The organism is Pseudoalteromonas sp. B160, from assembly GCF_037162485.1.
GTDB lineage: Bacteria > Pseudomonadota > Gammaproteobacteria > Enterobacterales > Alteromonadaceae > Pseudoalteromonas > Pseudoalteromonas rhizosphaerae.
In genome coordinates this window covers 1,553,192-1,565,897 of record NZ_JARLUX010000001.1, presented here as the reverse complement: position 1 = coordinate 1,565,897, position 12,706 = coordinate 1,553,192, and the positions used below count along the sequence as shown (strand labels likewise).

Here is a 12,706-nt window from a genome sequence, read left to right as displayed (position 1 = left end):
GAGCAAACAAAAGATAAGGCCAAGCAATTGCTTGGCCTTTTTTTATAGTAAATCAGTTAATAATATACCCACGCCAATACGTTCTATGTCAGCGTTATAATCAATTAAACTTTCACCGTAGCCGTTGAAGTATTGGGCGTAACCGCGAACTCGGCCCCATAACGGGAATGACCAATCAAGTTGAATTGCGCCACGATTGTCTGAATTTAAGTTGTTACGTGTCATAAAACTAAATTCATGATCATTAAGTCGATATGCACCGCTAAATTCAAAGTAACCCATGTATTTGTAAATATCAGGGTTATCATCACCTCTTGGATCTAATGGCGTTTCCTTCTCGCTTTCTGAAATACGGTACCAAGGTTTAAAGCTAAACACATAGCCATCGTTTTCCCACAGAAAGTTTGCATAAATACGGTTCCATGAGCGCGACTGAGGCTGACTATTACCGTTAGATTGATGCGAAATACCAAGGACTACTGCCATTTCGTCGCCCCATGGAACGTGCTTCTTATCTAAATAATTAACCCAAAAAATTTCTGGCTCATAGTTGGTCTCACGAAATGGTGAGGAGCTTTCTTTGTTATAAAGCTGCCAATATGACTGTAATGTAAAGGCAAAAAATATAGCCTGGTCTTCATCAGAAAAATCATCGAAAATAGGTACCTTAATTGAAAGCTGATATTTTGCTTCTAAGTTATCGAGTGGTTCATCTTGTTTTTCACCGGTTAGTTCGTCATACGCTTCAAACGAGCTATTGTTTGGGTGGGATACATAAGAAACAGGTAAAATGTAGTTACGTTTGTGTGGGGTAATAACATTACGGTTTTCTTTACTTACTTCTTCGCGTGCTTGGCGCTTATCGAGTGCGGTAAGTTGTTTGCTTTCATCAAGTGATGAGCATTTTTCACGCAGTTGTGCTAGCGTCATCTCGCCAGCCCCGCCAATTGCCTCATTTAAAATACATTGCTTTACTAGCTCGACATCATCATCTTGCTCGTTGGTTTTTGCTGTTGATTCTGATTGTGCGAATACAGTGCTTGATAATAGTGCAGTAAATAGGATCCCATAGTGCCAAGTCATTATTATTCCTTTGATAAAATCAAATAGAGAGTAGCTATTGTGTTTTTCGTAAATGAGAATAGGCTAATTTCAGTATCATAAAACGACTAAGATACCTATCCCATACATTTATCCAGCATTTACTGTAACTGAATATCAGTGAATTGTTACTGAACTTACGTGATTGTGGCGCTTTTCGATCATAAATACAAAGAAAAAGCGGCCGAAGCCGCTTGTTCGATGCACTTTTTCCAATTGGATAATCGTGCTCTCACGCAATGAGAAGGGGTGAGCTTGATATAAAAATTAAAGCTCAAATACGTTAGTAAAGAATTTATATAGTTCGGTGCCTTGGTTTACGCTTGCTGAAGCAAAATGCAAAATCGCGATGGCGTCACAATCAAGGGTTAGGGTTTGTAATGGTTGCTCTGCGAGGTAGCGCTCCATTCGCAATACTCTAGCAATCGGCTCGCCAGCTTTGATATGGCCGCCAAGTGGCGCTATATACTCAACCATGCCGCCCATAGGTGCATAGTAAGCAAGGTAATCATTTAAATCACAGCCGTAGCGCTTCATTACTTTTGGCTGATAGGGGGCATCAACGAATACCTGCTTATGATTTAGGTAACTTAAAATACTATTAGCATCATCAAGGGCCGCAGTTAAATCGATTTTTTCTTGGCTGCCGAGTTCGACCGTAAAAGCTTCAACTTGAACATTAAATTCACGCCCTTGTTGAGCTAATGCCTCGGTTAATTGCCACCATGGGCAAAAACTTGCTTCATCCATTGCTCCTGCAAAATCATTAGGGATGATTAATACATGAGGAATATTAAAGTAGTTGGCACTGGCCTTGGCATAATCTGGGCAATATAAATGCTGACTCGAAATGGGGCCTGTGTGTAAGTCGAGCACGATATCAGCTTGGTGTGCCAACTTTTGCAAGTTAAGTGCAATGCGTTTGCCTGTAGTTAGGCGATAAGCTGGACCGCTTAGTTGTTGGTCTACTTCATCAATCAGTGCGGCTTTAAACGCACTTTTTAAGGTTTGCTCATCGGCATCACTATATTGCTCAGCAAATTGGCTCGCGAGCTTACTATTGCAGTGATACATGCGGTTCCAGTTGGTGCCGGTGATTGGATCAAAACGACCAAGGGTGAATTCGCCCGATTTTTGATTGCAACCAATTGGGTTCGCGTAAGGCACCAGGGTGATATCGCCTTTGAGTTCAAGATGCTTAAGCTGCTCAAGTAATTGGTAAATAACCGCATTGCCTTGTACTTCTGCACCGTGCATATTAGCTTGCACATACACACTTGGCCCAGTGCCATCGCCTTTTAAACGATAGACAGGAATTGTGAGCGGTAGGCCGTTGGCAACTTCACCAACTACTATGTTTTCTTGGCTTATAGCTTTAGTCGTACTCATCTCAATTACCTTAAGTAGTAGCTGGCATCTTCAGCTGTGCGAATACAGTTAAGCTCGCCATTTTGTAATGTGTATTCAGCGGCTAGCTCATGACATAAAAAATACGGCATACTTTCGGTAAAGCCGTACGCGCCACATTGGCTAAACACCAGCCAGTCTTGCTCATTTAAATCACTAGGTAATTGGTGTTCACCTAAGCAATCAAGTGCTGTACATAATGGCCCATATAAGCTCATAGTTTGGTATGCAGCAGTTGAGTCTCGTAATAATCGTGCCGGAAATCTTGGCTGGTGACTGCAGGGCGCAATAAATGATTAATACCGCCGCTTAAGATCACTTGTTGTTGGGCATAGTTAAGTTTTCGCTCAACGACAGGTGTTGCGTAATGACCGCATTCGCCCACAGCATAACGGCCAAGCTCCATCCAGAGTTCTTGTACGCCTGCGGCATTCTTAATGTCAGCTAATGCATCAATGAGCGCATCCCAACTTAAGGTTGGTGCATCAAGAGTGTAAGGAATACCTAAACCACCGCCTAAGTCGAGTACTTTTAAGTGAATACCTAAGTCGTTGGCAAGCTTTGTTAGCGGTGCAATCATTTGTGACCAAAGTTCAGCTAGCTTGTCGCTGCTGAGCATGTTGCCCCATTGAAAAATATGCAGGCCATCAAAGCTAAGCGCTGGGTAGTCGCTAGTATTTAGCGCTTGCCATTCATCGCAACCTAAACCAAATGGAGTAAGGCTATCACCACCAAGTGGGTTTTTTCCCCTTCAGGCCAGCGTAATTGCACTCGCAGTAATACCTGTAACTGACAGTTTTGTAAGCTTGCTTGCTCGTTAAGCCAGCGTACTTGATTAAGGCTTTCGGCAACAAAGGTACGTACGCCGCGCGCAATAAAGTGTTTAATTTGTTTTGGGCTTTTGGCAGGCCCTGTATTGAGCACGCGCTCGCTGTTAATACCTTGTGCCAGAACTTGCTCAAGTTCGCCTTTACTTGCTACATCAAAGTTAAAACCCACGTTATCTAAGCTTTGAATGACTTTAGATAATGGATTAGCTTTTACGGCATACCACAGTTTTACCTCAGTTTGCGCCACTAATCGCGTTAAGTGTGCGTTTAATGTATCAAGGTCGTAAATAAAAAGGGTGTATCAAGCGTAGTTGATAGCTCATCAATGGCGGTTTTAACTGGCGTGCTCAAAAAGCTCATTAACGTAAAACCTCTTCAAGCAGCAATGATGCATCACTTTGTTCATCACGGTATTTTACAATTAATGCACACGACATACTTAATCCTTGCTCGCGGGCCCAAGTATTAGAAGCTGGACGAGAGCCTGGAATAACAATTGCGTATTCAGGAATAGGCTCGCCTTTAGCCAGCTGGCGCTCATTAACACAGTCATAAACTGGAATAGTTGCTGATAAGCGTACACCTGGTGCGAGCACCGCGCCTTTTTTCACTACTACGCCTTCAACAATCACGCAACCTGCACCGATGAATGCATCGTCTTCTACCACCACCGGGCTTGCACCAATAGGTTCAAGTACACCGCCTAGTTGTACTGCAGCGCTTAAATGTACATTTTTACCTACTTGCGCACACGACCCCACTAACGCGTGGCTATCAACCATAGTGCCTTCGTCGATAAACGCACCAATGTTTACATATGCTGGTGGCATAATAATCGTGCCCTTAGCAACGTGTGCGCCACGGCGAACGCTTGAGCCACCAGGTACCATACGCACTCCAGCATCGGCTGCAAAACCTTGTGGTGCTAAATTGTGTTTATCAACAAAGCCACCTGGAAATTCGGTATTAGTGCCATTTTTAAACGCTTCTAAAATACCTTGTTTTACTGCAACGTTAGCATGCCATTGGCCGTTGTCGTCTTGTGTTGCTGCGCGCACTGCGCCCGATTCTAAATTATTTAGTAGTTCTAACCAGCTCATTATAAAAACCTGTATTTAATGCCAAGATAAAATGGTGTTGTTTGCGTTGTTAATACAATCAGTTTGCGTTAACTCAAGATGCGTCAAAGGTGGACGTAAGTACGGGCTGTTAATTCGCCCTTGTAAATGCATCAATACTTTGACGGGGATAGGGTTTGCGACAGCAAACAAGCTTTGAATGGCTTGTGACCAGTCGGCAAATAAATTGGGGTGTTGACCGCTGAGACTTCGTTTTACAAACTCATGGGTTTGCACAGGCCATGCATTAGCAGCCACAGAGACTAAACCTTTTGCGCCAGCCTGGGCAAAGTAAGGCATCAGTGCATCGTCACCGCTAAAAATAGCTAAATTAGGTGCGACTTTTCTAAAACCTTCAAATTTAGCAATGTCGCCACTGGCTTCTTTGAGTGCCCACAAGTTTTTATGGTCTTTTAAGTTGCTAATTACGGCCGATGGAATATCAACAGCACTGCGCCCTGGTACGTTATAAAGCATGCAAGGATGTTTACTGGTATTAAGTAAGCTTTCAAACCAATGTGTTTGGCCTACTACGCCAGGCTTAGCGTATAGGGGAGTGCCCAGTAAATAGCTATGAATGGGTAACTGATTACAGTATTCAACCCAGGCAATTTGTTGCTTTAGGTTTATACCGCCTACTGCAACCATCAGTGGTACTGTTGGCGTTAATTGGCACACGTGTTCAACAATCGCTTGTTGCTCTTTGAGTGTTAGTGCGAGGCCTTCGCCAGTGCTACCAAGTAATAAAATACCATTGTTAGCCACTTGCTGCTGTGCAACTAACTGATCAAGAGTGGCATAGTCGACTTCACCAGCGTCAGTAAATGGCGTGACGAGTGCCGTCCACAAAGGGTAGTCATTTAAATTGAAGTTATTGATCATCTCTCACGAACTTATAAGTGATTCGAGGAGTTAATAAGCTTTTATGATTGGAGCCACATTAACGTCGTTCGAACTAATAATTCGAAGAGCGAATGGGCTTAATATAATAGGGCGCTATGGCCTTATTACGCTAAGACCAGAAGCTCTCCACCAAATATTTTAACAGCCAAGCTGTTATTGGTGACAGTCGCTGGGATTCAACCCAGTCGCCCGAAGTAAAACTTCACAAAAAGTGTTACTTCTCGGCGTTAATTCCCCTCACGTATGATCACTGGAGTGTGTGCTCCTCACATACGTTACCTGAATAACGCACCTCTTCTAGCCCATGGTGCAAGTTTTATCGTTTAAAACTCACACCTTTAATAGGGGTAATACGGAAGATTAAAGCATTTTAGCCGTCTAGGTGTCAAGGCTGGATATTTTTAAGTTTATTTTTAGCTGCAATGTGCTCCTGACATTTTTTTACAACGTAAATAGCGTTACAGTAAGCGTAATAACAAGCAGTGGTAGTGAGTAATGGAAAAATTTCAAGATATATATCAACGAGCGGCACAGCGAAAAGGTAGCGAAGTAATGTTACAGCACTTACTTGTTGCTCCTCAAAATGCAAAGCAATTAACTGCTTTACCTGATGATGCATGGCTTGAAGAGTTTACCCGCAAAATTTTTCAAAGTGGTTTTTATTGGTCAGTGATCAACAATAAATGGCCAGGTTTTCGGGAAGTATTTTGGGATTTTAGTGTGGCTAAATTATTAATGATGCCGCCAGATATGCTTGAGCAAAAAGCCACCGATGAGCGAATCGTTCGTAACTTTAAAAAAGTGCAAACGATCCCAGAAAATGCGTATATGATCCATGAAGTGGCAAGTGAACATGGCAGTTTTAGTCAGTTTATTGCAGATTGGCCGAGCGACGATATTATTGGTTTGTGGGGGTATTTAAAAAAGCATGGTGCGCGTTTAGGTGGTAACACCGGCCCTTATGCATTGCGAACCTTAGGGAAAGACACTTTTTTATTCTCGCGTGATGTAGAAAGTTATCTCCGTGCTCATAAGATAATTGATGGCGGTTTACACACTAAAAAGTCACTTACCAGCGCTCAACATTTTTTTAATGAATTGCAGCAACAAAGCGGATTAAGCCTTCAAGAGCTCAGTTTGTTAGTTGCATACAGCGTGGGCGATAATCGCGTTGGCATACAAACAACCCAAGCCTAAGGAATACTATGAAATTAGTTGCTCGTTACACCCAGATTGCTGATGATTTTGCTGTGGCTGATCAGCCAAGTGCTGTTATTGCTCCAAACTTACTGCTGTGGAACGATAAGTTAGCTAGGCAGCTTAATATTGAGGTTGCCACATCAGAACGTGCGGTAATTTTTTCTGGTAATCTTAATAACAGCGATGTTGCTGCTGTGGCATTAGGTTACTCAGGGCATCAATTTGGACATTTTTCACCGCGTTTAGGTGATGGGCGAGCACATTTATTAGGGGCTGTCACTGATCAGCAGCAACAGCTTTGGGACATTCAACTCAAAGGTTCTGGTGCTACGCCATTTTCACGTGGAGGTGATGGCCGTTGCGCAATCGGTCCTGCGGTACGTGAATATATAATGAGTGAGGCAATGCACGGGCTTGGCATACCGACGACACGTTGTTTGGCAGTTGTTGCCAGTGGTGAAACAGTTTACCGTCAACCACCACAACAAGGAGCCATTGTTACCCGCGTTGCTAGTAGTCATATACGTGTCGGTTCGTTTCAGTATTTAGCTGCGCAAGGTGATGTTACTGGTTTAAAAACTTTAGCTGATTTAGCTATTGAGCGTCATTATCCTGAGATAAAGTCTACGGGCTCTGCGCGTTATTTGGCATTTTTAACTGCGGTGATTGAAAAGCAAGTTAGCCTGATTGTTAGCTGGATGCGCGTTGGTTTTATTCATGGAGTAATGAATACTGATAATACGCTCGTCAGTGGTGAGACCATCGATTATGGCCCTTGTGCAATGATGAATCAGTTTGATTTTGATACTGTATTTAGTTCTATTGATCGCCAAGGCCGCTATGCTTTTGGCAATCAACCTAATATTGCTAATTGGAATTGTGCACGTTTAGCTGAAAGTTTAATTCCTTTAATTAGCGATGACGAAGAGCAGGCTGTTGAGCTACTAAGCCCATTAATAAATGGTTTTGCTGAGCAGTTTCATCAAGCTTTTACACAGATGTGGGCGAAAAAGTTGGGCTTTGATGGTCATCAAGATGGTGATGCTGAATTAGTATCCGAGTTATTAACTTTACTGAAAACTCATCAGCTTGATTACACCAATACTTTTGACTCCTTAACAGAATCACTGCAAGGTCAGACTGCTATTCCGAGTGACTTGGCTGGTTGGTCTATTAAGTGGTTAGCCAGAACAAATACGCAAAGCTATCAGCTGATGCGCCAAGCCAACCCACGCTTGATCCCGCGTAATCATATCGTTGAAAGCATAATACAGCAGTATGAAAGTACTGGTGAAAGCAGCATGTTAGATGAATATTTAACAGCCTTGAGGTCGCCTTACCAATTGTTGGCAAGCCCTGCATTTTGGTACTCACCGCCTGTCGATATGGACACTAATTACCAAACATTTTGTGGTACATAATAACAGCATCAATTATTGTTATTTGTCGCTGTTCGTAAATTGAACGGATACGAACGAATTGATGCTACTTATTCATCCAGATCTTTAGTTAAAAGCTGTTATTTATTAATAATTATAAGAAATAAATATGCTTAGCTACTTGTTGATTTAAAATTAACCAATATAATGCATCCATTAACTTCAGCATTTAAATTTTTAAAGCCAAATATATTGGAAACGTTGTTTCTGAAATAGTAGTGATAGCAATTACAATGCTGACAATCGATGTATGTGTAAGTTAGGTAAAGTCTTTTATCTGAACTATAATGTAGAGCGCTTTATTCTAATAAATATTTAAATTGCAAAATATATGCATTTAAACGTTTTTGTTAAGTAATGATTAACTAAAAGATACGGTACTCTGTAATCAAACTTATTGAGCTAGGGTTTCTTAGCTACAATTTTAATTGTGAAAATGGGAAGGAAACAATGAAATTAAAATCACTTACTATTGCTTTAGCACTAGCTGCAACTAGCGCTTCAAGCTTCGCGGCTGAAAAAGAAGGTTTCTTTATCGGTGCTTTTGGCGATTATTACGATGCTTCATGGGAAAATGTCCGTGGTAGCGCAGGTACTAACGTTGATGATTCAACTGGTTGGGGTGCGGAAATTGGTTATCGTTTTAACGATTACTGGAGCGCGCGCTTAGAATATGCTGATATGGATTTTGACATTTCAAATGTAAATCCTGCTATGAACGCAACAAGCATGGACGGCGATCGTTTAGGTATTGATGGTCTTTATCACATCAACGGCGGCCCTTTCTATGGTATTTTCGGTCTTAAACAAATCGATATTACAGAAAACCTAACTTTTGCTAATGTGGGTGCTGGTTACCAACATTATTTCACTGATAATTTCGCATTTAATGCTGAAACATCTATTTACCAAGGCCTTGACCGTGGTTACACAGATGTAGGTGCTAAACTTGGCCTTAGCTATTTATTTGGTAAGCAAAGTTCAGCAGCTGAGCCAGTTAAAGCTGCTCCAGCTCCAGCTACAGTAGTACCTGTAGCAGTTGCCACAGTAGATAGCGATGGTGATAACATCCCTGATGCAGATGACCAATGTGCAAACACACCAATGACAGATGCTGTTGATGGAACAGGTTGTACTCTATATGAAGACCGTGAAGTAACTAAGAGCTTGTTAGTAACATTCCCTAACAATGCGTCGGTTGTTGCTGGCAAATATGACAGCGGTATTGAAAAAGTTGCTAGCTTCTTAAAAGAGCACACAGATACAACAGTATTACTTGAAGGTCATTCTTCTGCTGTTGGTAAAGCAGATTACAACAAGTGGTTATCTAAAAAGCGTGCTGATGCAGTTGCTGCTAAGCTAATTGCTGATGGCATTGCTGAAGATCGTATTACTACTGTTGGTCTAGGCGAAGAGCGTCTTAAAAATACAGACAACACACCTGCTGCACACGCGGAAAACCGTCGTGTAGAAGCACACATTAAGTCAATTGAACGCGTGAAAGTTGAGCGTTAATAGCATTTGATTTATTAAAAACCCGGCAATATGCTGGGTTTTTTTATGCCTAATAAAATAGTAATGATTCGCAGTTAATTAACATTCATGTGAATGGTGTTTTCCTTTTTGACTATTCATAGTATTTATAGTGAGTATAAAATTTTGCTTGATTGCATGGACTTTCATCTATATTTAAAAGCTTTATAATTAATCGTCAGAATACTATAAGTATTGAGTAATTTTTCGCGAGAACGCGTATTACTGAATACTTTCACGTCACCAAGAGGGCAATATTGTGCTAGAAGATTATCGTAAACACGTAGAAGAACGTGCCGCGTTAGGTATCGTACCAGCGCCATTGGATGCTCAGCAAACGGCTGATCTTATCGAGCTAGTTAAAACACCACCTGCAGGTGAAGAAGAGTTTATTTTAGACTTATTAGTAAATCGCGTGCCGCCAGGTGTGGATGACGCAGCTTACATCAAAGCTGGTTTTTTAGCCGCAGTTGCTAAAGGTGAGGCAACTTCACCACTAATTTCAAAAGAAAAAGCAGCTGAGCTATTAGGCACAATGCTTGGCGGTTACAACATCGCCCCCATGATTGAGCTACTTGACGAAGAATCGCTTGCGCCAATCGTTGTTAAAGGTCTTGCAAATACGTTATTAATGTTTGATGCATTTTATGACGTTGAAGAAAAAGCAAAAGCGGGTAATGAATACGCTAAGCAAATTATTGAATCTTGGGCTGCTGCAGAATGGTTTACCAATAAACCTGCGGTTGCTGAAAAAATCTCAGTTACGGTATTCAAAGTAACTGGCGAAACAAATACTGATGATTTATCACCAGCGCCAGACGCATGGTCACGTCCTGATATTCCATTGCATGCTTTAGCAATGCTAAAAATTGAGCGTGACGGTATTACACCTGATAAAGCTGGTGAAGTTGGCCCAATTACACAACTTGAAGAATTAAAAACGAAAGGCTTACCACTTGCCTACGTAGGTGATGTTGTTGGTACTGGCTCTTCTCGTAAGTCAGCAACTAACTCTGTACTTTGGTTTATGGGCGATGATATCCCGTTTGTACCAAACAAGCGTGTTGGCGGTGTATGTTTAGGTAATAAAATTGCGCCAATCTTCTTCAACACAATGGAAGATTCAGGCGCATTACCAATCGAATTAAATGTTGATGAACTTAACATGGGTGAGCAAATCGATATCTTCCCTTACGAAGGTGTTGTTAAGCGTCACGGTACTGATGAAATTATTTCTACTTTTGAACTTAAATCTGAGGTAATTTTAGATGAAGTTCGTGCTGGTGGTCGTATCCCACTAATCATTGGTCGTGGTTTAACTGACAAAGCGCGTACATCTCTTGGCTTGGGTGCAACTGATGTATTTAAAGTACCAACAGCAACAGAAGTTTCTGATAAAGGCTTCACACTAGCGCAAAAAATGGTTGGTAAAGCATGTAACGTTGCAGGTATTCGCCCTGGTCAATACTGTGAGCCTAAAATGACTACTGTTGGTTCGCAAGATACAACCGGTCCTATGACGCGTGATGAACTTAAAGATTTAGCCTGTTTAGGTTTCTCTGCAGATTTAACAATGCAGTCTTTCTGTCATACATCAGCTTACCCTAAACCTATTGATGTAAATACTCACCATACGCTTCCTGATTTCATCATGAACCGTGGCGGTGTTTCACTTCGCCCAGGTGACGGTATTATCCACTCATGGTTAAACCGTATGTTATTACCAGATACCGTCGGTACTGGTGGTGATTCACATACACGTTTCCCATTAGGCATTTCATTCCCAGCGGGGTCGGGTGCAGTAGCATTCGCAGCAGCAACTGGTGTAATGCCACTTGATATGCCTGAATCAATTTTAGTCCGTTTTAAAGGCGAAATGCAGCCTGGTATCACATTACGTGACCTAGTACATGCAATCCCTTACTACGGTATTAAGCAAGGCTTATTAACCGTTGAGAAAAAAGGAAAAATTAACGAATTTTCTGGTCGAGTACTAGAAATTGAAGGCGTTGAGCACCTAACTGTTGAGCAAGCATTTGAATTATCTGATGCATCTGCAGAGCGTTCGGCGGCAGGTTGTACTGTTAAGTTATCTAAAGAATCTATTTCTGAATATCTAGAATCAAACATTGTTATGCTGAAGTGGATGATCTCTGAAGGTTACGGTGATGTACGTACGATTGAACGTCGTGTTACGGCAATGCAAGAGTGGTTAGCTAACCCAGAACTTATGGAAGCTGATAAAGACGCTGAGTACGCTCATATAGTTGATATCGATTTAGCTGAAATTAAAGAGCCAGTTCTTTGTGCACCAAATGATCCAGATGATGCGCGTCTCCTTTCTGATGTTGCAGGCGAGAAAATTGATGAAGTATTCATCGGCTCTTGTATGACTAACATTGGTCACTTCCGTGCTGCTGGTAAGTTGCTTGATGGCTTTAAAGGTCAATTACCGACTCAGCTTTGGGTTGCTCCACCAACTAAGATGGATAAAGACCAACTTACAGAAGAAGGTTATTACGGTATTTTTGGTCGTGTTGGCGCACGTATCGAAACTCCAGGTTGTTCACTATGTATGGGTAACCAAGCACGTGTTGCAGATCAAGCAACAGTTGTGTCTACCTCTACACGTAACTTCCCGAACCGTTTAGGTAATGGCGCAAACGTATTTTTAGCTTCATCTGAACTTGCTGCAATCGCTGCAATTTTAGGTAGATTACCAACATCTGCTGAGTATCAAGAATATGCTGCGAAGATCAATGCAACAGCATCAGATACATACCGTTACTTGAACTTCCATCGCATGCCAGCTTACACTAAAAAAGCAGACAACGTGATTATTCAACAAGCTGTTTAATTTTAACTCGTTTGTATATGACAGCCTGCTTAGCAGGCTTTTATATTAGGGATGCTGAAATATTATTCGTATTTAGTTGAACATTAAGAATGTGGCGCTACAACCTACCTTACCAGCCTGCGACTAAGTTGAACTTGTAGTTGAAGATTGAAAAATAAATATGAGGTTAGTTGGACTCTTTAAGTGTTTTTGTTATTGATGTTTATAAATAGAAATTCCATTGGTCATTTTGTTGTTAGATTAAAATTTCATTATGATGATGTTTTAGATCTTAAAATTCTACTTTAACCTTACTTTAATCAAGTAAAGACGCAAAAA

The 12,706-nt window shown here is 41.4% G+C and carries 8 protein-coding genes, 1 pseudogene and 1 riboswitch; of the genes and pseudogenes, 4 read left to right on the top strand and 5 right to left on the bottom strand.

Annotation, left to right across the window (positions count from 1 at the left end):
- Nucleotides 1–42 precede the first annotated feature (42 nt).
- From P4S61_RS07210 to dapA, 5 genes and pseudogenes are all read right to left on the bottom strand, one after another.
- On the bottom strand, nucleotides 43–1,083 hold the full coding sequence (locus P4S61_RS07210) for a phospholipase A (protein ID WP_182758040.1): 1,041 nt from the start codon (nucleotides 1,081–1,083) through the stop codon (nucleotides 43–45).
- A 285-nt stretch (nucleotides 1,084–1,368) separates the two neighbouring features.
- Nucleotides 1,369–2,490: a succinylglutamate desuccinylase/aspartoacylase family protein gene (locus P4S61_RS07205; RefSeq protein WP_337118027.1), complete on the bottom strand. Its 1,122-nt coding sequence runs from the start codon at nucleotides 2,488–2,490 to the stop codon at nucleotides 1,369–1,371.
- Nucleotides 2,491–2,495: 5 nt separating this feature from the next.
- Nucleotides 2,496–3,698: pseudogene (locus P4S61_RS07200) on the bottom strand (PLP-dependent decarboxylase).
- Nucleotides 3,698–4,438, bottom strand: a complete 741-nt coding sequence (locus P4S61_RS07195; RefSeq protein ID WP_182735693.1) for a 2,3,4,5-tetrahydropyridine-2,6-dicarboxylate N-succinyltransferase — start codon at nucleotides 4,436–4,438, stop codon at nucleotides 3,698–3,700. Before P4S61_RS07195 ends, P4S61_RS07200 begins: the two are co-directional and overlap by 1 nt.
- A gap of 15 nt (nucleotides 4,439–4,453) precedes the next feature.
- Nucleotides 4,454–5,338: a 4-hydroxy-tetrahydrodipicolinate synthase gene (gene dapA, locus P4S61_RS07190; protein ID WP_145237988.1), complete on the bottom strand. Its 885-nt coding sequence runs from the start codon at nucleotides 5,336–5,338 to the stop codon at nucleotides 4,454–4,456.
- A gap of 132 nt (nucleotides 5,339–5,470) precedes the next feature.
- A riboswitch (Lysine riboswitch) is annotated at nucleotides 5,471–5,664 on the bottom strand.
- Nucleotides 5,665–5,854: 190 nt separating this feature from the next.
- Between dapA and P4S61_RS07185 the strand changes: the two genes are divergently transcribed.
- From P4S61_RS07185 to acnB, 4 genes are all read left to right on the top strand, one after another.
- On the top strand, nucleotides 5,855–6,556 hold the full coding sequence (locus P4S61_RS07185) for a DNA-3-methyladenine glycosylase I (protein WP_337118024.1): 702 nt from the start codon (nucleotides 5,855–5,857) through the stop codon (nucleotides 6,554–6,556).
- Between the two features lie 8 nt (nucleotides 6,557–6,564).
- A complete protein-coding gene (locus tag P4S61_RS07180) occupies nucleotides 6,565–7,980 on the top strand; it encodes a protein adenylyltransferase SelO (RefSeq protein WP_337118023.1) in 1,416 nt (471 codons plus the stop codon).
- Nucleotides 7,981–8,448: 468 nt separating this feature from the next.
- Entirely contained in the window at nucleotides 8,449–9,513 is a 1,065-nt protein-coding gene (locus P4S61_RS07175; protein WP_337118022.1) for an OmpA family protein, read from the top strand.
- 277 nt (nucleotides 9,514–9,790) lie between these two features.
- Nucleotides 9,791–12,388: a bifunctional aconitate hydratase 2/2-methylisocitrate dehydratase gene (gene acnB / locus P4S61_RS07170; protein WP_145238000.1), complete on the top strand. Its 2,598-nt coding sequence runs from the start codon at nucleotides 9,791–9,793 to the stop codon at nucleotides 12,386–12,388.
- Nucleotides 12,389–12,706: the final 318 nt, after the last annotated feature.